The 23,918-nt window shown below is 72.4% G+C and carries 19 protein-coding genes; 11 read left to right on the forward strand and 8 right to left on the reverse strand.

Annotated features, from left to right (window positions below):
• Window positions 1–40: 40 nt before the first annotated feature.
• The 5 genes from BA175_RS18200 to BA175_RS18220 form a co-directional block, all read right to left on the reverse strand.
• Window positions 41–3,199: an efflux RND transporter permease subunit gene (locus tag BA175_RS18200; protein WP_069172489.1), complete on the reverse strand. Its 3,159-nt coding sequence runs from the start codon at window positions 3,197–3,199 to the stop codon at window positions 41–43.
• Window positions 3,200–3,382: 183 nt separating this feature from the next.
• Window positions 3,383–4,072 carry a response regulator gene (locus BA175_RS18205; RefSeq protein WP_069172490.1) on the reverse strand — a complete coding sequence of 230 codons (690 nt, stop codon included), beginning with the start codon at window positions 4,070–4,072 and terminating at the stop codon, window positions 3,383–3,385.
• Window positions 4,069–5,337 carry a sensor histidine kinase gene (locus tag BA175_RS18210; protein WP_069172491.1) on the reverse strand — a complete coding sequence of 423 codons (1,269 nt, stop codon included), beginning with the start codon at window positions 5,335–5,337 and terminating at the stop codon, window positions 4,069–4,071. The genes BA175_RS18205 and BA175_RS18210 overlap by 4 nt, the downstream gene beginning before the upstream one ends.
• Before the next feature lie 146 nt (window positions 5,338–5,483).
• Window positions 5,484–5,762 carry a PspA-associated protein PspAA gene (gene pspAA, locus BA175_RS18215; RefSeq protein ID WP_069172492.1) on the reverse strand — a complete coding sequence of 93 codons (279 nt, stop codon included), beginning with the start codon at window positions 5,760–5,762 and terminating at the stop codon, window positions 5,484–5,486.
• A 10-nt stretch (window positions 5,763–5,772) separates the two neighbouring features.
• Entirely contained in the window at window positions 5,773–6,555 is a 783-nt protein-coding gene (locus BA175_RS18220) for a PspA/IM30 family protein (protein WP_069172493.1), read from the reverse strand.
• A gap of 296 nt (window positions 6,556–6,851) precedes the next feature.
• Between BA175_RS18220 and BA175_RS18225 the strand changes: the two genes are divergently transcribed.
• The 3 genes from BA175_RS18225 to BA175_RS18235 all read left to right on the forward strand — a co-directional run bounded on the left by BA175_RS18225 (window position 6,852) and on the right by BA175_RS18235 (window position 9,386).
• On the forward strand, window positions 6,852–7,451 hold the full coding sequence (locus tag BA175_RS18225; protein ID WP_069172494.1) for a DUF3043 domain-containing protein: 600 nt from the start codon (window positions 6,852–6,854) through the stop codon (window positions 7,449–7,451).
• Window positions 7,452–7,537: 86 nt separating this feature from the next.
• Window positions 7,538–8,245 carry a class I SAM-dependent methyltransferase gene (locus BA175_RS18230; protein ID WP_069172495.1) on the forward strand — a complete coding sequence of 236 codons (708 nt, stop codon included), beginning with the start codon at window positions 7,538–7,540 and terminating at the stop codon, window positions 8,243–8,245.
• A 67-nt stretch (window positions 8,246–8,312) separates the two neighbouring features.
• Window positions 8,313–9,386 carry a S1C family serine protease gene (locus BA175_RS18235; RefSeq protein WP_069172496.1) on the forward strand — a complete coding sequence of 358 codons (1,074 nt, stop codon included), beginning with the start codon at window positions 8,313–8,315 and terminating at the stop codon, window positions 9,384–9,386.
• A gap of 76 nt (window positions 9,387–9,462) precedes the next feature.
• Here the strand turns inward: BA175_RS18235 and BA175_RS18240 are convergent, their stop codons facing one another.
• The gene (locus BA175_RS18240; protein ID WP_069173098.1) at window positions 9,463–9,666 is read right to left on the reverse strand and encodes a hypothetical protein; all 204 of its coding nucleotides are present in this window, start codon (window positions 9,664–9,666) and stop codon (window positions 9,463–9,465) included.
• A gap of 85 nt (window positions 9,667–9,751) precedes the next feature.
• On the opposite strand from BA175_RS18240, the gene BA175_RS18245 reads away from it, so the two are divergent.
• Both BA175_RS18245 and cobT read left to right on the forward strand, forming a co-directional pair.
• Entirely contained in the window at window positions 9,752–10,954 is a 1,203-nt protein-coding gene (locus BA175_RS18245; RefSeq protein WP_069172497.1) for a bifunctional adenosylcobinamide kinase/adenosylcobinamide-phosphate guanylyltransferase, read from the forward strand.
• Window positions 10,955–11,058: 104 nt separating this feature from the next.
• Window positions 11,059–12,210, forward strand: coding sequence for a nicotinate-nucleotide--dimethylbenzimidazole phosphoribosyltransferase (gene cobT, locus BA175_RS18250; RefSeq protein ID WP_069172498.1), 1,152 nt, complete (start codon window positions 11,059–11,061; stop codon window positions 12,208–12,210).
• Window positions 12,211–12,231: 21 nt separating this feature from the next.
• On the opposite strand, the gene BA175_RS18255 is transcribed toward cobT, so the two are convergent.
• On the reverse strand, window positions 12,232–12,999 hold the full coding sequence (locus BA175_RS18255) for a hypothetical protein (RefSeq protein WP_069172499.1): 768 nt from the start codon (window positions 12,997–12,999) through the stop codon (window positions 12,232–12,234).
• A gap of 85 nt (window positions 13,000–13,084) precedes the next feature.
• Here BA175_RS18255 and BA175_RS18260 point away from each other — a divergent pair, with 85 nt between their 5' ends.
• Window positions 13,085–13,864 carry an adenosylcobinamide-GDP ribazoletransferase gene (locus BA175_RS18260; RefSeq protein ID WP_069172500.1) on the forward strand — a complete coding sequence of 260 codons (780 nt, stop codon included), beginning with the start codon at window positions 13,085–13,087 and terminating at the stop codon, window positions 13,862–13,864.
• 22 nt (window positions 13,865–13,886) lie between these two features.
• Here the strand turns inward: BA175_RS18260 and BA175_RS18265 are convergent, their stop codons facing one another.
• Window positions 13,887–14,726 carry an endo alpha-1,4 polygalactosaminidase gene (locus BA175_RS18265; RefSeq protein WP_069172501.1) on the reverse strand — a complete coding sequence of 280 codons (840 nt, stop codon included), beginning with the start codon at window positions 14,724–14,726 and terminating at the stop codon, window positions 13,887–13,889.
• Window positions 14,727–14,961: 235 nt separating this feature from the next.
• On the opposite strand from BA175_RS18265, the gene BA175_RS18270 reads away from it, so the two are divergent.
• The 5 genes from BA175_RS18270 to aceE all read left to right on the forward strand — a co-directional run bounded on the left by BA175_RS18270 (window position 14,962) and on the right by aceE (window position 23,865).
• Window positions 14,962–16,518 carry a leucyl aminopeptidase gene (locus tag BA175_RS18270; protein ID WP_069172502.1) on the forward strand — a complete coding sequence of 519 codons (1,557 nt, stop codon included), beginning with the start codon at window positions 14,962–14,964 and terminating at the stop codon, window positions 16,516–16,518.
• Window positions 16,519–16,842: 324 nt separating this feature from the next.
• A complete protein-coding gene (gene lpdA / locus BA175_RS18275) occupies window positions 16,843–18,231 on the forward strand; it encodes a dihydrolipoyl dehydrogenase (protein WP_069172503.1) in 1,389 nt (462 codons plus the stop codon).
• Window positions 18,232–18,289: 58 nt separating this feature from the next.
• Window positions 18,290–20,143 carry a 2-oxoglutarate dehydrogenase, E2 component, dihydrolipoamide succinyltransferase gene (gene sucB / locus BA175_RS18280; protein WP_069172504.1) on the forward strand — a complete coding sequence of 618 codons (1,854 nt, stop codon included), beginning with the start codon at window positions 18,290–18,292 and terminating at the stop codon, window positions 20,141–20,143.
• 148 nt (window positions 20,144–20,291) lie between these two features.
• Window positions 20,292–20,915: a GntR family transcriptional regulator gene (locus BA175_RS18285; protein ID WP_069172505.1), complete on the forward strand. Its 624-nt coding sequence runs from the start codon at window positions 20,292–20,294 to the stop codon at window positions 20,913–20,915.
• 268 nt (window positions 20,916–21,183) lie between these two features.
• Window positions 21,184–23,865 (forward strand): pyruvate dehydrogenase (acetyl-transferring), homodimeric type, encoded by a 2,682-nt coding sequence (gene aceE / locus BA175_RS18290; protein WP_069172506.1) that lies wholly within the window; start codon window positions 21,184–21,186, stop codon window positions 23,863–23,865.
• The last annotated feature ends 53 nt before the right edge of the window (window positions 23,866–23,918 follow it).

The following is a 23,918-nucleotide window of genomic DNA, read 5'->3' on the forward strand; positions in this document are numbered from 1 at the left end:
ACCGCGGCGCCGGAGGCCTTCCCTGCTCTGCGGGGCCCCGTCAGGCCTTGGCCGGCTCCGGCTCGCCGGATGTGGTTTCCTCCGGCGTCCGCGGGAGCACGGTGCCGGACGCGGCCTCGCGCCTGGCCGCCTTCTTCTTCGCACGGCGCTCCTTGCGGAGCTCCACCATCGCGTAGAGCGTCGGCACCAGGAGCAGGGTCAGCAGCGTGGAGGTGATCAGACCACCGATCACCACGACCGCGAGCGGCTGGGAGATGAAGCCGCCTTCGCCCGTGACACCCAGCGCCATCGGGAGCAGGGCGAAGACCGTCGCCAGGGCGGTCATCAGGATCGGCCGCAGACGGTGGCGGCCCCCCTCGACGACGGCCTCGACCACACCCATGCCCTGCGCCCTGTACTGGTTGATCAGGTCGATCAGCACGATGGCGTTGGTCACCACGATGCCGATCAGCATCAGCATGCCGATCATCGCCGGTACGCCCATCGGGGTGCCGGTGACGACGAGGAGCCCGATGGCGCCCGTCGCCGCGAACGGGACGGAGACCAGCAGGATCAGCGGCTGGACGAGTGACCGGAAGGTCGCCACCAGCAGCATGAAGACGATCGCGATGGCCGCCAGCATGGCCAGGCCCAGCTTCGCGAAGGCGTCGTCCTGGTCCTGCGAGACGCCGCCGATCGTCGCGGTTGCGCCGGCGGGGAGGTCCAAGGCGTCGATCTTCGTCTGGAGCGACGTACTGACCGCACCCGTGTTGTCGCCGATCGGCCTGGCGGTGATCGTCGCCGCCCGTTGGCCGTCGATCCGGGTCATCGAGACCGGGCCGGGCTCCAGCTCCACGTCGGCGACCTCACCGAGCTTCACCGGTCCCAGCGGCAGGGCCTTCAGCTCGGCCATGGTGGTGGCGGGGTGGGAGGACTTGACGACGACGTCGCGCTCGGTGTCGTCCATGATCGCCTTGCCGGACGGGATGCCGCGCACCGCGGCGCCGACCGCCGCGCCGAGTGTCGTCCCGTCGAACCCGGCGCCGGCCGCCCTGTCGTCGGCCTTGACCGAGATGCGAGGCACGCTCTGCGCCAGGTCGCTCTGGACGTCGGTGACGTCCTCGAGCGTGGCGACCTCTCCCCTGACCTGCTCGGACGCCTTCTTCAGAACGTCCGCGTCGGCGGCCTTGACCACGACACTGAGGTCCTGGCTGCCGAAGCCGTCGCCCGCGGCGATCGTCGTGTCGCCGATGCCGTCGAGTTCGCCGAGGGCCTTGTCGATCCGCTCCTGGGTGGCCTCGAAGTCCGCCGAGTCCGTGAGGGTGACCTGGTACGAGGCCTGGTTGGCCCCCGTACCACCGCCGAAGGCGGCCATGAAGCCGGACGAGCCGACGGTCACCTGGTAGTCCTTGACGCCGTCCTCGGCGGCCAGGACCTTCTCGACCTTGCGAGCGGCCTCGTCCGCCGCCGCCAGGCTGGTGCCGGGGGGCAGCTCCTGCTTGACGGAGAGGACCTCCTGCTCTCCCTGGTCGAAGAAGTTCGTCTTCAGCAGGGGCGCCATCCCGAAGGTGCCGAACAGCACCACGAGGGCGATGGCGATGCTGGTGACACGGCGCCGGGTCGCGAAGCGCAGCACCGGGACGTAGAGCCGCTGGAGCCGGCTCGCGGCCTCCTTCTCCTCGGCCTCGCGGCGCGCCTCGCCGGGGTCGGCGGCGGTGCCCTTGGGGGCCCGCAGGAACCAGTACGACAGGACGGGCACCACGGTCAGCGAGACCAGCAGGGAGGCCAGCAGGGCCGCCGTGACCGTGAGGGAGAACGAGCCGAACAGCTGGCCGACCATGCCGCCGACCAGGCCGATGGGCAGGAAGACCGCGACGGTGGTGAGCGTGGACGAGGTGACCGCGCCGGCCACCTCCTTGACCGCGGTGATGATCGCCGACTGCCGTTCCTCGCCGTAGCCGAGGTGCCGCTTGATGTTCTCCAGGACCACGATCGAGTCGTCGACGACGCGTCCGATCGCGATCGTCAGCGCCCCCAGGGTGAGCATGTTCAGCGACAGGTCACGGGTCCACAGCACGATGAGCGCGAGGACCACGGAGAGCGGGATGGAGACCGCGGTCACCAGCGTCGAGCGGACCGACGCGAGGAAGACCAGGATGACGACGACCGCGAAGAGCAGTCCGAGGGCACCCTCGGTGGTCAGACCGGAGATCGCCTTGGAGACGGCGGGGCCCTGGTCGGAGACCACCGTCAGCTCGGCGCCGGCGCCGAGGTCCTCGCGCAGGCCGGGGAGCTTGTCCCGCACGGCGTCCGAGATGGCGACGGCGCTGCCGTCCTTGTCCATCGTCGCCATGACGGCGAGGCTCGGCTTGCCGTTCGTCCGGGTGATGGAGACCGCGGTGGAGGGCTCCTGCTTCACCGTGGCGATGTCGCCGACGCGGACCGTCTTTCCGGCGCTCTTGCCGGTGGCCGGGTTCTGCGCGGAGACCCTCAGGTCCTCGATCTGCCGGACCGAGGTGAAGGCGCCGCCGACCTGGACGGTGCGGCTCTTGCCCGACTCGGAGAAGGAGCCGGCCGGAACGGTGGCGCCACCGGACTGCAGAGCCCTGGCCAGCGAGGCGGCGTCCAGGCCGGCCGCGGCGAGCTTTCCGTCGTCGGGGACGACGGAGACCTGGAGGTCCTGGACACCGTCCACCGCGACCTGTCCGACGCCCTCGATGTCCTCGAGCGCGGGGACGACCGTACGGTCCAGCTGGGCGGCGAGCGCCTGCTGGTCCTTGTCGGAGGTGACGGCAAGGACGACGGCCGGGATGTCGTCGGTCGAGCCGGCGACGACCTGCGGGTCGACGTCCTCGGGCAGCTGGGCACGGGCCCGGTTCACCGCCTGCTGGATGTCGGCGACGAGCTGCTTCGTCCCTTCGTCACCGAAGTCGAAGCTCGCCATGACGACGGCGCTGCCCTCGCCCGCGGTGGAGGTGATGCCCTCGACGCCGTCGACGGCCTTGATGGCGTTCTCGAGGGGTTCGACGACCTGCTTCTCGACCACCTCGGGGGACGCGCCCTGGTAGGGCGCCAGCACCGACACCATCGGAAGTTCGATGGTGGGCAGCAGCTGCTGTTTGAGCTGCGGGATCGCGATCGCTCCGAAAACGAGCGCGATGATCGAGATCAGGCCGATCAGGGCCCGTTGCGCGAGGCTGAATCTGGACAGCCAGGACATGGGTGGGTCTCTCCTCCGTGGCGTACGCGGCAGACGGGCGGCTGCTCGCACGGCAATGCGCGATCAAGGGGGCACAGCCTGCCCACCTCTACGATCGCCGGTCCCCGGCCCGGGGACGTCGGCCCCCGGGCTGCTTTCTCACGCCGCGCGTACCGCAGCTGGAGTACTCCGGATCTCCACCCGTCACTCCGCCCTGGGGCGTACCAGACCCGATTCGTAGGCGATGACGACCAGTTGGGCACGGTCCCGGGCGCCCAGCTTCGCCATCGCCCGGTTCACGTGCGTCTTGACCGTGAGCGGGCTGACGACGAGCCGCTCGGCGATCCGGTCGTTGGAGTGGCCGCCCGCGACCTGGACCAGCACCTCGCGTTCGCGTCCGGTGAGAGCGGAGAGCCGCTCCGCGTACTCCGCGGGGTCCGGGGCGCCCTCCGCGCCGCCGTCCTGCGCGAGGAAGGTGGCGATGAGGCCCTTGGTGGCCGCCGGGGAGAGCAGCGCGTCGCCGGCGGCGGCGACCCGTACGGCGTTGAGCAGTTCCTCGGGCTCGGCGCCCTTGCCCAGGAAGCCGGCGGCGCCCGCGCGCAGCGACTGCAGCACGTACTCGTCCACCTCGAAGGTGGTGAGCATGACGATCCGCACCCCGGCCAGCTCCGGGTCGGCACTGATCGTCCGGGTGGCGGAGAGTCCGTCGGTGCCCGGCATCCGGATGTCCATCAGGACGACGTCCGCGCGCGTCGAACGGGCCAGGGCCACCGCCTCGGCGCCGTCCGCGGCCTCGCCGACGACGTGCATGTCGGGCTCCGAGTCGACCAGCACCCGGAACGCGCTGCGCAGCAGGGCCTGGTCGTCGGCGAGCAGCACCTTGATCGGTGTCATGAGCGTCCCCCCACCCCGTCCGCCGCGCCCGGCCCGTCCGGCTCACCCGTGCGGGGTACGACGGGCAGGATCGCATGGACGCGGAATCCGCCGCCGAAGCGGGGACCCGCGGTGAGGGTGCCGCCGAGCGCGGTGACGCGCTCCCGCATGCCGACGAGGCCGTGGCCGCCGCCGTGCTCCCGGGGCCGCGCCGCCCCCGCGTCCGTGCCGTCGTCCAGCACGGTCACCTCGGCGGCTCCCCCGACCCGTACGACGCTCACCTCGGCCTTGGCTCCGGCGCCCGCGTGTTTGCGTACGTTGGTCAGGGCCTCCTGGATGACCCGGTAGGCAGCCAGGTCCACGGCTGCGGGCAGCGGGCGGTCGGGGTCGGTGCGGGCCACCTCGACGGGGAGTCCGGCGTTGCGGAAGGTGTCGACCAGCGCGTCCAGGACGGCGAGCCCGGGGGCCGGTTCGGTGGGGGCCTCGGGGTCACCGGACTGGCGCAGCAGCCCGACGGTGGCCCGCAGCTCGTCGAGGGCGGAGCGACCGGCCTCCCGTACGTGCGCCAGCGCCTCCTTGGCCTGGTCCGGGCGTTTGTCCATGACGTGGGCGGCCACCCCGGCCTGGACGTTGACCAGGGCGATGTGGTGGGCGACGACGTCGTGCAGGTCGCGGGCGATCCGCAGCCGCTCCTCGGCGACCCGGCGGCGTGCCTCCTCCTCGCGGGTCCGCTCGGCCCGTTCGGCCCGTTCGCGGATGGCGTCCACGAACGCGCGCCTGCTGCGCACGGCGTCCCCCGCGGCGCAGGCCAGCCCCGTCCACGCGAGGACACCGACGTTCTCCTGGCTGTACCAGGGTGAGGAACCGACCACCATGGCGGCGACGGTCAGCACCACCATGGTGAGCAGGCCGGCCCGCAGGGTGGTGGGGCGGTCGGTGCCGGCCGCGACGGTGAAGAGCGCGACGACCGCGCTCATCACCACGGGGGCGGGCGGATCCGCCAGGACGAACTCGGCGGTGGACAGCAGTCCCGTCACGGCCAGCACCGTCATGGGCCGGCGTCTGCGCGCCACGAGCACCGCCGCGGCGAGCACCATCAGCAGGACGCTCCACCCCCCGGGGGTGCGTTCGCCGAAGACGGGCCGCCCGTGCCCGGGGTTCGGCTCGGCGAACGACGCGAGGACCATGCAGGTCAGCACGGCGGCGGCGAGCGCCCCGTCGAGGGCGAGGGGATGTCCGCGCAGCCAGTGGCGGACGCGCACGAGCCCGGTTCCGAGGGTGGTCACGCCCAGAACGGTACGGCGTGCCGACCCGGCCCCCGTCGGGTGCCGTACGGATGCGGCCGCGCGCCACCCGGCCCGGACGGCACCGTGCCCCGCACCGGTGGGACCGGGCGGGGCACGGCGGGGAGTGTGGAGCGGGGCCGCCCTGGTCAGCCGGGGATGAGCCCCCCGTCGCTGAGCATGGCGCGCACCTCTTCGAGGGTGGCGTCCGGAGCCGGCAGGATCAGCTCGGACGGCTCCAGGGAGTCGTCCGGCAGGGGCGAGCCGAGCTCGCGCACCTTGTCCAGGAGCGCGTGGAGCGTGGCGCGGAAACCGGGTCCGTCACCGCTCTCCATCTCCGCGAGCAGTACGTCGTCGAGCTTGTTCAGCTCGGCGACATGACTGTCGGCCAGTTCCACCTGGCCCTCCCCCATGATCCGTACGATCATGACGCCGCCCTCACTGCTTGTCGAACTTGTGCGGGGCCTGCTGCGACTGCGGTGCCGCGTCCTGCGCACCGCCCTCGATGGCCTGCTGCTGCGCGGAGGGACCACCCGCCAGCTCGGCCTTCATCCGCTGCAGTTCCAGTTCTACATCCGTACCACCGGAGATCCGGTCCAGCTCGGCGGCGATGTCGTCCTTCGCCGTCCCGGACGCGTCGTCCAGGGCTCCGGAGGCGAGCAGCTCGTCGATGGCGCCGGCCCGCGCCTGGAGCTGCTGGGTCTTGTCCTCGGCCCGCTGGATGGCCAGGCCGACGTCGCCCATCTCCTCGGAGATGCCGGAGAAGGCCTCGCCGATCCGGGTCTGCGCCTGGGCGGCGGTGTAGGTGGCCTTGATGGTCTCCTTCTTCGTGCGGAAGGCGTCGACCTTGGCCTGCAGCCGCTGCGCCGCGAGGGTGAGTTTCTCCTCCTCGCCCTGCAGCGTCCGGTGCTGCGTCTCCAGGTCGGTGACCTGCTGCTGGAGGGCGGCGCGCCGGGACAGCGCCTCGCGGGCGAGATCCTCCCGGCCGAGCGCGAGGGCCTTGCGCCCCTGGTCCTCCAGTTTGGTCGACTGGCCCTGCAGCTGGTTCAGCTGCAGTTCGAGCCGCTTGCGCGAGGTCGCCACATCGGCGACGCCGCGGCGCACCTTCTGAAGCAGTTCCAGCTGCTTCTGGTACGAGTAATCGAGGGTTTCGCGCGGGTCCTCGGCCCGGTCAAGGGCCTTGTTTGCCTTCGCGCGGAAGATCATTCCCATACGCTTCATGACACCGCTCATGGGCTTCGCGCGCCCCCTTCTGACGGACTGAGCTCCGGCACTCCAACAGAACCCACAGTACGGGCCCTGTCTCTATTACCGCACTGTTCGAGCACGGATGTGCTCCTACCCAAGGACGACTGCCTGCCGTGACCGCTCCCGCGCAGGGAGTAGACGGACCTCGGGGAAAGGGGCGGCATCGTCCGTTCTGCCCCTGTCGGGGCACCTTTCAGGACGCGGGCCGTTGCCGGATCGTTCCCGCCCGGTCCGCTGCCGCCGGCGTCGACCCCGTACCCTTGGGCTTTGTGTTCCGTAGCCGTTCCAAGGAAGAGAAGGCCCCCACCGGCAAGGTGACGGCGGACCTCTCCAAGCAGCCCCGCGACCCTCAGGCTCCCAAGGGTCGCCCCACCCCCAAGCGCAGCGATGCCCAGACGCAGCGCAGGCGTGCCTCGAGCGGCGCGCCGGCCGACCGCAAGGAGGCCATGAAGCGTCAGCGCGAAGCGCGCCGCGCGGACATGGCCCGCCAGCGGGAGGCGCTCGCGTCGGGTGACGAGCGATATCTGCCGGCGCGTGACAAGGGGCCCGTGCGGCGCTTCGTCCGTGACTTCGTGGATTCCCGCTTCTGCATCGCGGAGTACTTCCTGCCGCTCGCGGTGATCATCCTGATCCTCAGTGTGATCCAGGTCCAGAACATCCAGAACATCTCGCTGCTGCTCTGGCTCGGCGTGATCGTGCTGATCGTGGTCGACTCCATCGGCCTCGCGTTCCGGCTCAAGCGGCAGCTGGCCCAGCGCTTCCCCGACACCCCGAAGCGCGGCGCAGTGGCCTACGGCCTGATGCGTACGCTCCAGATGCGCCGGCTGCGGCTTCCCAAGCCGCAGGTCAAGCGGGGAGAACGGCCCTGAGCACGGAGCCCTCCGGCTTCGCGGGCGGTTCCTCCCAGTGGCTGGCCGGGCTCGGCGGGCTGCGTAACACGGTCCGCCAGGAGCTCGTGGCCCGCCAGCTGGACGAGCAGATAGCCGCCCGCTTCCCGGTGGGGAGACGGTTGCGGGTGCTCGACGTCGGCATGGGCCAGGGCACGCAGGCCCTGCGTCTGGCGCGGGCCGGGCACTCGGTGACGGGTCTGGAGTCGGACGGCGAGATGCTGGGGACCGCTCAGGAGGCGCTCGCGGGCGAGCCCGAGGGCATCCGGGAGCGCGTGCGGTTCATCGAGGGCGACGGCCGGGACACCGGTGTGCACTTCCTGCCCGGCAGCTTCGACGTGGTGCTCTGCCACGGGGTGCTGATGTACGTCCCGGAACCGGACCCCATGCTGGCCGGGCTGGCCCGGATGCTGGCCCCGGGCGGGCTCCTCTCGCTGCTCGTACGCAACGGCGACGCGCTGGCGATGCGTCCCGGGTCGGCCGGCGACTTCGACGCGGCCCTGGCCGCGTTCGACACGGACACGTACACGAACAGGCTCGGCCTGGACGTGCGGGCGGACCGCCTCGGCGCGCTCACGGCCACCCTCGCGGGCATCGCGGCGCCGCTGCACGCCTGGTACGGCGTGCGGGTCTTCACGGACAACGTGCCCAACGAGGCGGCGCTGCCGGAGCCGGAGGAGCTGGCCCGCCTGCTGGCGGTGGAGGACCGGGCGGGGCGCACGGACCCGTACCGCGCGGTGGCCGCGCTGCTGCACCTGTGCGGCGTACGGGGCTGAGCCCCCGTACGCCCGACCGGCCCAGCAGCGCGGGCCGCGGAGTGGCGGCCCCGGTGATACTCCGGGCATGCACGCATCCCGCTCCCGCGGCCCGGCCCGCCGCGCCTCGCTGTCCCTGGCCGCCGGTGTGGGCACGGTCGCCCTGCTGGGCGGCTGCGCCGGACCCGCCCCCTCGTCCCCCGGCGCGCCGCTGAGACCGCCCGCGGCGTCCCCGGCCACGGGCGACCTGGAGCAGCAGTACCGGACCGTCATCGGCGACGTGCTGCCCTCCGTCGTGCAGATCGCCGCCGGGAACACCCTCGGTTCCGGAGTCGTCTACGACGACAAGGGCCACATCGTCACCAACGCCCACGTCGTGGGCGACGGGAAGTCCTTCGACGTCAGCGTGGCCACCGGCGAGCGGGTCGTCAAGGCGTCGCTGGTCTCGTCCTACCCCGAGCAGGACCTGGCGGTCATCAAGCTGGACGAGGTGCCGGAGGGGCTGAAGGCCGCGAAGTTCGGCGACAGCGGCGGGGTCGAGGTCGGTCGGATCGTCCTGGCGATGGGCTCGCCGCTCGGCCTGGCCAGCAGCGTCACGCAGGGCATCGTCTCGGCCGTGGGCCGTACCGTCAGCGAGAGCGACGCGGGCGGCGGCACGGGGGCGACGCTCGTCGACATGGTGCAGACCTCGGCGGCGATCAATCCGGGCAACAGCGGCGGCGCGCTCGTCGACCTGGACAGCGAGGTGATCGGCATCCCCACCCTCGCGGCGACCGACCCGCAGCTGGGCGGCAGCGCCGCACCGGGGATCGGGTTCGCCATCCCGGCCTCGATGGTGCGGACGGTCGCCGACCAGATCATCAGATCCGGCAAGGTCACCGACTCGGGGCGGGCCGCGCTGGACATCACGGGCCGCACGGTCGTCGACGCGCAGTACCGGCCCGCCGGTGTCGCGGTCGTCAGCGCCCCCGAGGGCGGGGCCGCCGCGGACGCGGGCCTGCGGGCGGGCGACGTCATCACACGGCTGGACGACACCCCCGTCACGACGATCACCTCGCTCTCGGAGGCGCTGGCGGGCCACGAGCCGGGCCAGAAGGTCATGGTGACGTACACGCGCGGTGGCGAGCGGAGGACGGCCGAGGCGACCCTCGGCGAGATCTGACGGGCCGTACGCGGCACCGGCTGCGGGCCCGCCCCCGGCCCGGCAGGAAGCGCGGCGCGGGGGCGGGCCGCGGGCCCTATCCGGCCTGGAGACTCATCGGGCCGTAGATCTTCGTCGAGTCCTCGAAGAGCGTCACCTGGTCGGCGCCGCCTTCGAGGAGCTCCTTCCAGAACTCACCGATCCAGGACTCCGCGTCGCCCTGGGTCGTGAACTCCTCCGGCTGCAGCGCCGGCTCCGTCTCCGTACCGTCGGACTTCTCGAACCGCCACGTCCACGCCATGTCCGCCTCCTGGGTCACGTTGCTTCCCGAAGCCTAGTGGGTGCCCGGGCGCGCAGGGGCAGCACGGACACGGGAGGATCGGACCGTGGAACTGACTCTGCTGGGCACCGGAGCCCCCGACGGACTGCCCCGGCCCGACTGCCCCTGCGCCGCCTGCGCGTCGGCCCGTGGTGCGCGGGCGCGCGCCGCGACCGCGCTCCTCGTCGACGACGCGCTGCTGCTCGACCTCACCCCCGGTGCCGTGTTCGCCGCCGCCCGGGCCGGTCGTTCGCTCACGGCCGTGCGGCAGGTGCTGCTGACCCACCCCCACGACGGGCCCGCCGTGGAGCTGCCGGCCTCGCTGCCGCCCGCGGGGCGGGTCCCCGACGGCCAGGAGCTGACGCTGATCAGCGGGCACCGGGTCCGCGCCGTGGCGATGGACGCTCCGGGCACCGGGTACGAGGTCACGTCGCCGGAGGGCGAGCGGCTGCTCTACCTGCCGCCCGGTGCCGCCCCCTCGGGTCTGGCCGACCGGGTCACGGTGCCGTACGACACGGTGCTCTGCGATGTGATCGCGCGGCCCGACGCCGTCGCCCGGCTGCGGGCCGTGGAGGCGGTCGGCCCCGCCACCGAGGTGATCGCCGTCCATCTGGGCCACGACGCCCCGCGCGGGGACGAGCTGGACCGCCGCCTCGCCGCGGGAGGGGCGCGCGCCGTACCGGACGGCACGACGCTGCCGGTGGGCGGCTACCACGCCGTACCGGCCGTACCCCGGCGCACGCTCGTGACGGGCGGCGCCCGGTCGGGGAAGTCCCTGGAGGCCGAGCGCCGCCTGGAGACCTTCCCCGAAGTGGTGTACGTGGCCACGGGCGGCCGTCGGGAGGGCGACACGGAATGGGCGGAGCGCATCGGGCTGCACCGGGAGCGCAGACCGGCCGCGTGGCGCACCGAGGAGACCTGTGAGCTGACCGGCCTGCTCGAGTCGGACGGTCCTCCGCTGCTGATCGACTGCCTGTCGCTGTGGCTGGCGGACGCGATGGACCGTACCGACGCGTGGGACGGCGCCCTGTGGGCGGCCGGTGGGGAGGAGGCCCTGCGCGCCCGGGTCGCCGAACTGGTGCGCGCGGTGCGCGGCACGCGCCGTACGGTCGTCGCCGTGACCAACGAGGCCGGTTCCGGCGTGGTCCCCGCGACGCCTTCCGGGCGGCGCTTCCGGGACGAACTGGGGCGCCTGAACGCCGCGTTCGCCGCCGAGTGCGAGCACGTCCTGCTCGTGGTGGCGGGGCAGGCACTGGTGCTGCGGGACTGAGTGCGCGGGCCCGGGGGCGCGCGGGAGCGGCGGGTACTGTTCCGCACAGGAGCCCCGCGCCGGGTTCCCCGCCCACCCTGTGACGACCCGCGAGGCAGATCCCCGTGAATCTGGACGACTTCTCCGACCTGATCGAGCGCCCCGACGGGGGCGTACGACGTGATGCCGAGGAACGCCGGGAGCGGCTGGCCGTTCCTCCCGGCGCCCTCGGCCGGCTCGACGAGCTGGGCGAGTGGCTGTCCGCGGCCCAGCAGTCGGTGCCGGTCAAGCCCGTCGACCGGCCGCGTGTGGTGCTCTTCGCCGGCGACCACGGCGTGGCGGAGCTGGGAGTGTCGGGCCGGGCGGCCGGCACCGCCCACGAGCTCGTGCGCGCCGCTCTGGACGGCGCCAGCCCCGTCGCCGTGCTGGCCCGCCGCTTCTCCGTCCCGGTGCGCGTCGTCGACGCCGGACTGGACTGCGACCCGGAGCTGCTGCCCGAGGCGGTCGTCCGGCACCGGGTGCGGCGCGGCAGCGGCCGCATCGACGTCGAGGACGCCCTGACGGCCGAGGAGGCCGAGCAGGCGGTGCGGCTGGGCATGCGGATCGCCGACGAGGAGGCCGACTCCGGCACCGACCTCGTGGTGCTGGGCGACCTGAGCGTCGGCGGTACGACGGCGGCCTCCACCCTGATCGCGGCCCTGTGCGGCACGGACGCCTCGGTCGTGACGGGGCGCGGCGGCGCCGGCATCGACGACCTGGCGTGGATGCGCAAGTGCGCGGCGATCCGGGACGCGCTGCGCCGGGCCCGGCCGGTGCTCGGCGACCAGCTGGAGCTGCTGGCCGCGGTGGGCGGGGCGGATCTGGCGGCGATGACCGGTTTCCTGCTGCAGAGCGCGGTGCGCCGGCTGCCCGTGGTGCTGGACGGTGTGGTGTCGGCGGCCTGCGCGCTGGTGGCCCAGCGGGCGGCGTTCCGGGCGCCGGACTGGTGGCTGGCGGGGCAGGTGAGCGGTGAGCCGGCTCAGACGAAGGCCCTGGACCGGATGGCGCTGACCCCGCTGCTCGACCACGGGGTGACGGTCGGTGAGGGGAGCGGGGCCCTCCTGGCGCTGCCGCTCGTCCAGGCCGCGGCGGCGCTGGCCGCGGAGCTTCCCGAGCGGGCGGCAGACGAGGACAAGGCCTCCGAGGAGGCGGCCGGCGAGGGACCCTCGGGTGGGAAGTCCTCCGAGGAGGAGGAGGAGGAGGCCGGCGGGACCGGGCCCGCCAGCCGCGCCGTCTGATCCCGTCGGCCGCCGGCCGGTTCAGGTCTCGGGGCCGGGGCCGGGCAGCGTGGTCCGGTCCGGGGCCCCGCCGATCAGGTCCTGCATCCTGCGGCGCGGCCCCACCCACCGGACATCGTGGTGGTAGGCGCGCAGTACCGCTCGGGAGCGGGCCCGGGGGCGGTGCCGGTAGAAGCGCTTCGCCCACGGCGAGACCGGCCGGGCCAGCCGGAGCGCGCCGAGGAGCGCGAGGAACGGGACGAGGGTGCCGATGACGGCCATCCGGGCCTTGCCCTTGAACAGGCAGACCAGGACGAAGCCGAAGTTGACGAAGTAGGTCAGGACGACGCCGAACCTGTTCTGCTTGTCCGTGTCGCTCAGCTGGTTCACGCCCAGCGGCGAGAACCCGGCGAGTACGAGGACGACCAGCGAGGCGGTGAGGACGACGACCTCCACGCTCTGGCGGCCCTGTTCGGTCCAGTACACGTCGTCGAGGTGCAGGATCAGCGCGAACTCGTCGAGGACCAGGCCGGCGCCCGTGCCGAAGACGACCGCGAAGACTCCCGCGGAGACGCTGTGCTGTTCGGCAGCCACCGCCCCGAAGCCGCCGGTCACCGAGAGCACGACGCCCGGCACCACGTGGTGGACGTGCACACCGCCCGGTGTGATGTTGCGGAAGGGCCCTTTACCTGCCCTGATCATCCGGGTGATGAACCGGGTGATCGCGAAGGTCAGCACGAAGGCGCTCAGGGCGAGCAGCAGCGGCAGTTTGCCCGGCTCGACGATGTTCTGGTGGAACCAGTGACCCATGCCACCCCATCCCGATGTCCACTTCAAGGCTTTTGTCGTGATGCGCACAATCTAGCGCCGGGCGGCACCGGCTAGCCTGCCCGCGGTGATCTCCCTGAACAGCCACGGCCTTCGTTTCGCCTTCGGCACCCTGACCGTGCTTCCCGTACGGGTCTCCCGCTGGGACCGTGAGGCGGCCCGCGCCGGCATGCTCTGCGCCCCGCTCGCCGGGCTCGTCGTGGGGCTGCTCGCGGCCGCGGCGGGGACGGCGCTCCTGCTCGCCGGATCGGGGCCCCTGCTCGCGGCGGTCGCCTCGGCCGCCCTTCCGGCCGCCCTCACCCGCGGCCTGCACCTGGACGGTCTGGCGGACACCGCGGACGGGCTCGGCAGCGCCAGGCCGGCCGAGGACGCGCTGCGCGTCATGAAGCAGTCGGACATCGGTCCGTTCGGGGTGATCACGCTGGTGTTCGTGCTGCTGGCGCAGGTCGCGGCCCTCTTCGAGCTGTACGGCCGGGGCTGGGCGCACGGGGCGCTGGGCGCGGTGACCGCCGCGGCCGTCGCCCGGGCGGCGCTCACCCTGGCCTCCCGCCGCGGCGTGCCGCCCGCCAGACCGGAGGGGCTGGGCGCGGCGGTGGCGGGGACCGTGCCGCCCGGAGCGGCGGCGGCCGTCGCGCTGGTGGTGGCCGCCGGCTGCGCGGGGGCCGGTGCGCTGCTGGGCGGGTACGGGGCGCTGAGCCACGGGCTCGCCGCCCTGGCGGGTCTGGGGGCCGCGGGGGTGCTGCTGCGCCACTGCGTGCGGCGCTTCACCGGGGTGACCGGCGATGTGTTCGGGGCCCTGGAGGAGACCGCGGCGACGGCGGTCCTGGTGGTCCTGACCGTCGGTTAGGTTCCCGCGAGGGGGCCGGGCCTCAGCAGCCCTGGCGCCACACGCCGAGTTCGTACTTCTTGAGCAGCGAACTCAGCCGAAGCCGCCGGGACTCGGCGCAGAAGTCCTCGACGGGCACCTCGTACTCCGCGTGGAAGACGGCCTTGCCCGCCTCGATGAACGGGGTGAGGGTGTCGCACTCGTTGTACTGCGCGCACTGTTCGTTGACCGCGAAGTCGAAGTCGTCCACCAGCTCCGGGATCTGGGGCAGGTCGTTCTTCAGGCCGACTGCCATGCCGTGCCGGTGGGCGAGAGCGGCGATCAGCCGGTTGTAGCGGAGCTGGTCGCGCGCGGTGAGCGGGAAACCGGTGGAGTTGAGGTAGCCGTCCATGTTGTCCGGCTCCACCGCGTCGAAGCCCTTCTTCGCGCACATCGCGATCCGCTTCTCCATCAGCGGCTCCAGGACGTCGACGCGGCGGATGTCGAGCCACCACTCTCCCTCCCAGCCGTTGCTCTTGCCGCGTACGGAGGCGGGGAACTCCTCCGCGTCCGGCCGGAAGTCCTCCCAGGCGCCGGTGGAGAGGTAGCAGATGACCTTGCGGCCCTCGCGGTGCAGCGCGGACACCGTCGCGGCGTCCTGCTCGAACCCGTCGATGTCGTAGACCGGGGCGTCGACCGTCGTGTCCACCCGGCCCGAGAGCTGCCACTGCCAGTCCACGCCGGGCTCCGGCTGCCAGCGCGGCGCGCTCCGCGGTGCGCCGGAGGCGGCCGGCGGGTCCTCGGCCCGCGCACCGGGCGCGCAGCCCGCCACTACCGCCAGCAGGACCAGCACGGCGAGCGCTCCCGGTCCCCGTGTCCTCGTACCGGCCGTACTGCCCCGCATCGTGCTCCCCCGCTCGTTCCGCCCTGCCGGACGACCCTATCGCCGCGGCTCGGACCCCCGGCACGGAGGGCGCCTCCCCCCGTGCGGGACGCGGACGGCCCGCCCCTGTGAGCCGGACGCAACGGCGCGCGTAGGCTCATTCCCGGCACATTGCGGCGCCGTCACGATGCGCCGGGCACGGTCGGCCCACCCCTCGACCGCCCACACAACTCAACGGAAGCGAGATTTCACCACCGTGACTGCTCTCACTCTCAGCACCTCCGGTGCGGCGACGCTGCGCGCCGACGCACTCGTCGTCGGCGTCGCCAAGAGCGCCGGGTCCAAGGCCGGGGGCCTGGTCCTCGCACCGGGCGCCGAGGCCGTCGACAAGGCGTTCGACGGGAAGCTCGCCACCGTCCTGGAGACCCTGGGTGCCTCCGGTGCCGAGGGCGAGGTGACCAAGCTCCCCGCGCCGTCCGGGTTCAAGGCCCCGGTCGTCCTGGCGGTCGGGCTCGGTCCGGTCCCGGCGAAGGACGGTTCCTACGACGCCGAGGCACTGCGCCGGGCCGCCGGGAGCGCGGCGCGCGCCCTGTCCGGTTCCAAGAAGGCCGGTTTCGCGCTGCCGACGGAGTCCGCCGAGGACGCCGGGGCCGTCGCGGAGGGCGCCCTGCTCGGCGCGTACGCCTTCACCGCCTACCAGGGCGGCGAGAACAAGCTGGCCCCCAAGGACGCCAAGTCCGGGAACGGCGCGAAGCAGCCGCTCGCCGAGGTCGTCCTGCTGGGCGCCAAGCCGCGCGACAAGGCACTGAAGGCCGCCGCCGAGCGCGCCGTCGCGGTCACCGAGGAGATCAACCGGGCGCGCGACCTGATCAACACCCCGCCGAACGACCTCTACCCCGAGTCCTTCGCCGCCGTGGCCACCGCCGCCGGCAAGGAGCACGGCATCAAGGTGCAGGTCCTCGACGAGAAGGCCCTCGTCAAGGGCGGCTTCGGCGGCCTGCTGGGCGTCGGCCAGGGCTCCACCCACGGCCCGCGCCTGGTCCGGCTCGCCTACACGCACCCGAAGGCGGAGAAGACCCTGGCCCTCGTGGGCAAGGGCATCACCTACGACTCGGGCGGCATCTCGCTCAAGCCGGCCGGGCACAACGAGACGATGAAGTGCGACATGAGCGGTGCCGCCGCCGTGTTCGCCGCCGTCGTCGCGGCCTCCCGTCTGGGCCTGCGCGTCAACGTCACCGGCTGGCTGGCGCTCGCCGAGAACATGCCGTCCGGCAACGCCACCCGCCCGGGTGACGTCCTGCGCATGTACAGCGGCAAGACCGTCGAGGTCCTCAACACCGACGCCGAGGGCCGGCTGGTCCTGGGCGACGCGCTGACCCGCGCCTCGGAGGAGAAGCCGGACGCGATCGTCGACGTGGCGACCCTGACCGGTGCCATGGTGCTGGCGCTGGGCAACCGCACCTTCGGCATCATGGCCAACGACGACGCCTTCCGTACGTCGATCCACGAGATCGCCGAGGAGGTCGGCGAGGCCTCCTGGCCGATGCCGCTCCCGGCGGACCTGCGCAAGGGCATGGACTCCCCGACCGCCGACATCGCCAACATGGGCGAGCGGATGGGCGGCGGCCTGGTGGCCGGCCTGTTCCTGAAGGAGTTCGTGGGCGAGGGCATCGCCTGGGCGCACCTGGACATCGCGGGGCCGGCCTTCCACGAGGGGGCACCCTACGGCTACACGCCCAAGGGCGGCACCGGGTCCGCGGTCCGCACGCTGGTCAGGCTGGCCGAGCGCACGGCCGCGGGTGACCTCGGCTGATCCCCGGGCGCGGCGGTGTTCGCGCGCAGCGGATACGGCCCCGGGCATAGGTCCGGGGCCGTGCGCGTTCACCGGAGCGGCCCTGACCGGCCGATTTTCCCGAACTTTTGTACGCATGATCGACCGTCCGGGGCGGATGTCCGTCCGGCACGGACCAGGGGCCCGCGTCCCGCCCACCCTCAACAAGTGCGAAGATGGGTTCTCGGCAGGACAGGGCCCCCACCACAGGGCCGAAAAACGCAAGCGGCCGAACACCAGCCGACCGGCCGGTCACACCCCAGCGACGGGGCCCGGCGTACGGCGCACATGCATGGAGGACGTGACGTGGCGAACGACGCCAGCACCGTTTTCGACCTAGTGATCCTCGGCGGTGGTAGCGGCGGTTACGCCGCGGCCCTGCGCGGAGCGCAGCTGGGCCTGGACGTCGCACTGATCGAGAAGGGCAAGGTCGGCGGCACCTGCCTGCACAACGGCTGTATCCCCACGAAGGCGCTGCTGCACGCCGGCGAGATCGCCGACCAGGCCCGCGAGGCCGGTCAGTTCGGCGTGAAGGCCACCTTCGAGGGCATCGACATGGAGGCCGTCCACAAGTACAAGGACGACGTGATCTCGGGCCTGTACAAGGGCCTGCAGGGACTCGTCGCCTCGCGCAAGGTGCACTACATCGAGGGTGAGGGCCGGCTCTCGTCGCCCACCTCGGTGGACGTCGCCGGCCAGCGCGTCCAGGGCCGCCACGTGCTGCTCGCGACCGGTTCCGTACCGAAGTCGCTGCCCGGCCTGGAGATCGACGGCAACCGGATCATCTCCTCGGACCACGCGCTGAAGCTGGACCGCGTGCCGAAGTCCGCCATCGTCCTGGGCGGCGGCGTCATCGGCGTCGAGTTCGCCTCGGCGTGGAAGTCCTTCGGCACCGACATCACCATCGTCGAGGGCCTCAAGCACCTGGTCCCGGTCGAGGACGAGAACAGCTCGAAGCTCCTGGAGCGCGCGTTCCGCAAGCGCGGCATCAAGTTCAACCTCGGCACCTTCTTCGACAAGGCCGAGTACACGCAGGACGGTGTCCGCGTCACGCTCGCGGACGGCAAGACCTTCGAGGCGGAGATCCTGCTGGTCGCGATCGGCCGCGGCCCGGTCTCCCAGGGTCTGGGCTACGAGGAGGCCGGGGTCGCCATGGACCGCGGCTACGTCCTCGTCGACGAGTACATGCAGACCAACGTGCCGACGATCTCGGCCGTGGGCGACCTGGTCCCCACCCTCCAGCTGGCCCACGTCGGTTTCGCCGAGGGCATCCTGGTGGCGGAGCGGCTGGCCGGCCTCAAGACCGTGCCGATCGACTACGACGGCGTGCCGAAGGTGACGTACTGCCACCCCGAGGTCGCCTCCGTCGGCATCACCGAGGCCAAGGCCAAGGAGATCTACGGTGCGGACAAGGTCGTCGCCCTCAAGTACAACCTCGCGGGCAACGGCAAGAGCAAGATCCTGAAGACCGCGGGCGAGATCAAGCTCGTCCAGGTCAAGGACGGTGCCGTGGTCGGCGTCCACATGGTCGGTGACCGTATGGGCGAGCAGGTCGGCGAAGCTCAGCTGATCTACAACTGGGAGGCGCTGCCGGCCGAGGTCGCGCAGCTCATCCACGCCCACCCGACCCAGAACGAAGCCATGGGCGAGGCCCACCTGGCCCTGGCCGGCAAGCCTCTCCACTCCCACGACTGATCCAGTCCGGGCGCGACGACCGACCACTTCCGCACTTTCGTAAGGAGCAACCGAAACCATGTCGGTTTCCGTAACCCTTCCGGCGCTCGGTGAGAGCGTCACCGAGGGCACCGTCACCCGCTGGCTGAAGGCCGAGGGCGAACGCGTCGAGGCAGACGAGCCGTTGCTCGAGGTCTCGACCGACAAGGTCGACACCGAGATCCCCGCCCCGGCGTCCGGTGTCCTCTCGTCCATCAAGGTCGCCGAGGACGAGACCGTCGAGGTCGGCGCCGAGCTGGCCGTCATCGACGACGGCTCGGGCGCGCCCGCGGCCGAGGCCGCTCCGGCCACCGAGCCGGCGGCCGAGCCGGCTGCCGAGCCCGCAGCGGCCCCGGCAGCCGCCGAGGCACCCGCCGCGCCGTCGACCGAGACCGAGGCACCGGCCGCGGCTCCGACCGCCGAGGCCACCACCGGCGCCTCCTCCGCCTCCGGCACCGACGTCACCCTTCCGGCGCTCGGCGAGAGCGTCACCGAGGGCACCGTCACCCGCTGGCTGAAGGAGGTCGGCGAGGAGGTCGCGGAGGACGAGCCGCTGCTCGAGGTCTCCACGGACAAGGTCGACACCGAGATCCCCGCCCCGGTCGCCGGCGTGCTGCTGGAGATCGTCGTCGGTGAGGACGAGACCGCCGAGGTCGGCGCCAAGCTCGCCGTCATCGGTGCTCCGGGCGCCGCCCCGGCCGCTGCTCCGGCGGAGGCCGCTCCGGCCCCCGCGGCAGCGCCGGCAGAGGCCGCTCCGGCCCCCGCGGCAGCGCCGGCAGAGGCCGCTCCGGCCCCGGCGGCCGCTCCGGCAGAGGCGGCCCCGGCCGCCGCTCCCGCCGCCCCGGCTCCCGCGGCACCGGCTCCCGCCCCCGCTGCGGCTCCGGCGGCTCAGGCCCCGGCCGCCCCGGCGCCCGCACCCGCTGCTCCGGCGCCCGCCGCTCCGGCCGCGTCCGCCGGTGACGAGGGTGCGTACGTCACGCCGCTGGTCCGCAAGCTCGCCGCCGAGAACGGTGTCGACCTGGGCGCGGTCAAGGGCACCGGCGTCGGTGGCCGCATCCGCAAGCAGGACGTAGTGGCCGCCGCCGCGGAGGCCGCCAAGGCCGCCGCTGCCGCCCCGGCTCCGGCCGCCGCCGCCCCGGCCGCGGCGAAGGCGCCGAAGCTCGAGGCGTCCCCGCTGCGCGGTCAGACGGTCAAGATGACCCGCATGCGCAAGCTCATCGGCGACAACATGATGAAGGCGCTGCACTCGCAGGCCCAGCTGACCACGGTCCTCGAGGTCGACATCACGAAGCTGATGAAGCTGCGCAACCAGGCGAAGGAGTCCTTCGCCGCCCGTGAGGGCGTCAAGCTGTCCCCGATGCCGTTCTTCGTGAAGGCGGCGGCCCAGGCGCTGAAGGCCCACCCGGTCGTCAACGCCCGGATCAACGAGGACGAGGGCACCATCACGTACTTCGACTCGGAGAACATCGGCATCGCCGTGGACGCCGAGAAGGGTCTGATGACCCCGGTCATCAAGGGTGCGGGCGACCTGAACATCGCCGGCATCGCGAAGAAGACGGCCGAGCTGGCCGGCAAGGCGCGGGGTGGCGGCCTCACGCCGGACGACATGTCCGGTGCGACGTTCACCGTCAGCAACACCGGTTCGCGCGGTGCGCTGTTCGACACCGTCATCGTGCCGCCGAACCAGGCGGCCATCCTGGGCATCGGTGCCACCGTCAAGCGTCCGGCGGTCATCGAGACCGCCGAGGGCACCGTCATCGGTGTCCGCGACATGACGTACCTCTCGCTCTCCTACGACCACCGTCTGGTGGACGGCGCGGACGCCGCCCGCTACCTGACGACGGTCAAGGCGATCCTGGAGGCCGGCGAGTTCGAGGTCGAGCTCGGCCTCTGAGTTCGGTGGCTGTAACCAGCCTCACCAGCGGCGCCCCCGTCCGGAACGCTTCCGGGCGGGGGCGCCGCCGTATGGTCTAGGGACCACCGGCCGTTCCGTCGGCCGAGTCGGTGGAGAGCAGCACCGGTTCGCCACGAAGGAGCCCGTCATGACCCCGCCCGTCGTCCACTCGCTGCGCGAACAGATCCGCGAGCACATCGTGGACGGGATCGTCAGCGGGCGCTGGAAGCCGGGCGAGCGGATCGTGGAGCGCCGTATCGCGACGGAGCTGGAGGTCAGCCAGACGCCGGTGCGGGAGGCGCTGCGCGAACTGGAGACCCTGCGGCTGATCGAGTCGGCGCCCAACAAGGGGGTCCGGGTCCGCAATCTCACCGCGGCCGACCTGGAGGAGAGCTACCCCGTACGCGCCGGGCTGGAGCAGATCGCCGCGGAACTCGCGGCCCCCGCCCTCGCCGAGGACTGCTCGGCACTCACCCCGCACGTGACGGCCCTGTACGAGGCGGACCGGCTGGCCGACGGCGAGGCGCAGGTACGGCACACGGTGGCCTTCCACCGCGAGATGGTGCGGGCGGCCGGGAACGCCGTGCTGCTGCACACCTGGGAGGGCCTCGGCATCGAGGTGTTCACGGCCCTGTCGATCCGCTGGCTGGGCACGGTGCAGAAGTCGTACGCGGAGGAGCACGAGGCGCTCATCGAGGCGTTCCTCCGGCGTGACCCGCGGATCGCGGTGCTGGTCAAGGAGCACGTCCTCGGCTGCGCGCCCCGCGCCTGAGCCTCCTCGGACCGAGCCGCCCATGTGCGCCGCCGGATGCTCCGCCGTGCAGGTCAGCGCCCCTTTTCACCCGCTTGATCCCGTCACTCCGTGCCCCGTTTCGAGGCACCCCATGCCACTTTTCTTCATATCGAGAAGTTTTGCCTTTCATCCTTTGATCGATCATCGATCGGCGCCTTACAGTTCACTCGCGGGCCCACCGGCCCGATCGCCCTGTCCTGCCAGTCAGGGCCTTCTCCACCCCCCTCCATACCGGAAGGCGGCGATCATGACCGACCCCGTAGCAAAGCTTCCGAGCGAGCTCGACCAGCTCCCGGACCGCGACCCCGAGGAGACCGCCGAATGGGCGGCCTCCCTGGACGCCGTCACCAAGGCCGCGGGCCCGCACCGTGCCGCGTACCTGATGCGGCGCTCGCTCCAGCACGCGGAGGGCGCCGGTATCGCGCTGCCCAAGCTGCTGGAGACCGATTACGTCAACACCATCCCCACGTCCGCGGAGCCCGCCTTCGACGGCGACCTGGAGATGGAGTCCCGGATCACCGCGTGGAACCGCTGGAACGCGGCCGCGATGGTCACCCGGGGTGCCCGGTACGGGGTCGGCGGTCACATCGCCACGTTCGCCTCGGCCGCCTGGCTCTATGAGACCGGCTTCAACCACTTCTTCCGCGGCAAGGAGGGTGACGGCTCCGGCGACCAGCTCTACATCCAGGGCCACGCCTCGCCCGGCATCTACGCCCGCGCCTTCCTCGACGGGCGTCTCAGCGAGCAGCAGCTCGACAACTTCCGCCAGGAGTCCGGGGGCGACGGCCTGCCGTCCTACCCCCACCCGCGGCGGCTGCCCTGGCTGTGGGAGTTCCCCACCGTGTCGATGGGCCTCGGTCCGCTCTCGGCGATCTACCAGGCACGCTTCAACCGGTACCTGACCAACCGCGGCATCAAGGACACGTCGAACTCGCACGTCTGGGCCTTCCTGGGCGACGGCGAGATGGACGAGCCCGAGTCGACCGCCGCCCTCGCCCTCGCGGCCCGTGAGCGGCTCGACAACCTGACCTTCGTCATCAACTGCAACCTGCAGCGCCTCGACGGCCCGGTCCGCGCCAACTTCCGCGTGGTCCAGGAGCTCGAGGGCGCGTTCCGCGGGGCCGGCTGGAACGTCGTCAAGACGCTCTGGGGCAACGCCTGGGACGAGCTGTTCCAGCTGGACACCACGGGCGCGCTCATCCGCCGCCTGCGTGAGGTGCCGGACGCTCAGTTCCAGACGTACGCGACCCGCGACGTCGCCTACATCCGCGAGCACTTCTTCGGCGCCGAGCCGGCCCTCGCAGAGCTGGCGAAGCTGCTGAGCGACGCGAAGATCGCCGAGTGCTTCTACAGCTCCCGCGGCGGCCACGAGGCCCGCAAGGTGTACGCGGCCTACCGTGCCGCCCTGGAGCACGAGGGCGCGCCGACCGTGATCCTGGCCCAGACGGTCAAGGGCTACACACTCGGCAAGGGCTTCGAGTCAAAGAACGCCAACCACCAGATGAAGAAGCTGTCGATCGACGAGTTCAAGGGCATGCGCGAGCTGCTCGGCCTCCCGATCCCGGACAGCGCCTTCGAGGGCGGGCTGGTCCCCTACGGCCACCCGGGCGCCGACTCCCCCGAGGTCCGCTACCTCCAGGAGCGCCGCGCGGCCCTCGGCGGCCCGGCCCCAGCCCGCCGGGTGCACGCCGTCGCGCTGCCCCAGCCGGAGGAGCGTGCCTTCAAGGCCCTGTACAAGGGGTCGGGCAAGCAGGAGATGGCCACCACCATGGCCTTCGTCCGCCTGGTGAAGGACCTGATGCGGGACAAGGAGACCGGCAGGCGCTGGGTGCCGATCGTCCCCGACGAGGCCCGGACCTTCGGCATGGAGTCCCTCTTCCCCTCCGCCGGCATCTACTCGCCGCTCGGCCAGACGTACGAGCCGGTCGACCGCGACCAGCTCATGTACTACAAGGAGGCCAAGGACGGCCAGATCCTCAACGAGGGGATCACCGAGGCCGGCGCCATGGCCGACTTCATCGCCGCCGCGTCGTCGTACGCGACGCACGGCGAGACGATGATCCCGTTCTACATCTTCTACTCGATGTTCGGCTGGCAGCGGACCGGCGACCAGATGTGGCAGCTCGCCGACCAGCTCGGCAAGGGCTTCATCGTCGGCGCCACGGCGGGCCGCACGACGCTGACGGGTGAGGGCCTCCAGCACGCGGACGGCCACTCGCACCTGATCGCGTCCACCAACCCGGCGTCGCTCAACTACGACCCGGCGTTCGCGTACGAGATCGCGGTGATCGTCAAGGACGGTCTGCGGCGGATGTACGGCCAGGCCGCCCCCGGCGAGGACTCGAACGTCTTCTACTACCTGACGGTCTACAACGAGCCGAAGCCGCAGCCGGCGATGCCCGAGGGCGTCGAGGAAGGCATCCTCAAGGGCCTGTACCGCTTCAAGGAGGGCGTGCCCGCCGCGGCGGACGCGCCGCGTCTCCAACTGCTCGCCTCCGGCACGGCGATCCACTGGGCACTGGAGGCCCAGGAGCTGCTGGCCGCCGACTGGAACGTCACGGCCGACGTCTGGTCCGCCACCTCGTGGGGTGAGCTGCGCCGTGACGCGCTGGCCGCCGAGGAGGCGATGCTCCGCGGAGAGGAGCGCGAGCCGTACGTGACCCAGGCGCTCTCGGGTGCGCCGGGCCCGGTCCTCGCGGTCAGCGACTGGATGCGCGCGGTCCCCGACCAGATCAGCCAGTGGGTCGAGCAGGACTGGTTCTCGCTGGGCACGGACGGCTTCGGCCTCTCCGACACCCGCGACGCGGCCCGCCGCCACTTCGGCGTGGACGCGCAGTCGATCGCCGTCGCGGCTCTGGCGCAGCTGGCCCGCCGCGGCGAGGTCCCGGCCTCCACGGTCAAGGAGGCGCGCGAGCGCTACGGTCTCTGACCAGGCGGGGAGTGGCGGTGACCGGGTACGCCGGGTCACCGCCGCTCCGCCGT

The sequence above is a fragment of the Streptomyces griseus genome (genome assembly GCF_001715295.1).
GTDB lineage: Bacteria > Actinomycetota > Actinomycetes > Streptomycetales > Streptomycetaceae > Streptomyces > Streptomyces griseus_G.

What these genes read in the sequence shown, in the direction of transcription:
- BA175_RS18200 (WP_069172489.1), bottom strand. Translation starts at nt 3,199, where the DNA reads ATGTCCTGGCTGTCCAGATTCAGCCTCGCGCAACGGGCCCTGATCGGC.
- BA175_RS18205 (WP_069172490.1), bottom strand. Translation starts at nt 4,072, where the DNA reads ATGACACCGATCAAGGTGCTGCTCGCCGACGACCAGGCCCTGCTGCGC.
- pspAA (WP_069172492.1), bottom strand. Translation starts at nt 5,762, where the DNA reads ATGATCGTACGGATCATGGGGGAGGGCCAGGTGGAACTGGCCGACAGT.
- BA175_RS18220 (WP_069172493.1), bottom strand. Translation starts at nt 6,555, where the DNA reads ATGAAGCGTATGGGAATGATCTTCCGCGCGAAGGCAAACAAGGCCCTT.
- BA175_RS18235 (WP_069172496.1), top strand. Translation starts at nt 8,313, where the DNA reads ATGCACGCATCCCGCTCCCGCGGCCCGGCCCGCCGCGCCTCGCTGTCC.
- BA175_RS18240 (WP_069173098.1), bottom strand. Translation starts at nt 9,666, where the DNA reads ATGGCGTGGACGTGGCGGTTCGAGAAGTCCGACGGTACGGAGACGGAG.
- BA175_RS18255 (WP_069172499.1), bottom strand. Translation starts at nt 12,999, where the DNA reads ATGGGTCACTGGTTCCACCAGAACATCGTCGAGCCGGGCAAACTGCCG.
- BA175_RS18265 (WP_069172501.1), bottom strand. Translation starts at nt 14,726, where the DNA reads ATGCGGGGCAGTACGGCCGGTACGAGGACACGGGGACCGGGAGCGCTC.
- sucB (WP_069172504.1), top strand. Translation starts at nt 18,290, where the DNA reads ATGTCGGTTTCCGTAACCCTTCCGGCGCTCGGTGAGAGCGTCACCGAG.
- BA175_RS18285 (WP_069172505.1), top strand. Translation starts at nt 20,292, where the DNA reads ATGACCCCGCCCGTCGTCCACTCGCTGCGCGAACAGATCCGCGAGCAC.
- aceE (WP_069172506.1), top strand. Translation starts at nt 21,184, where the DNA reads ATGACCGACCCCGTAGCAAAGCTTCCGAGCGAGCTCGACCAGCTCCCG.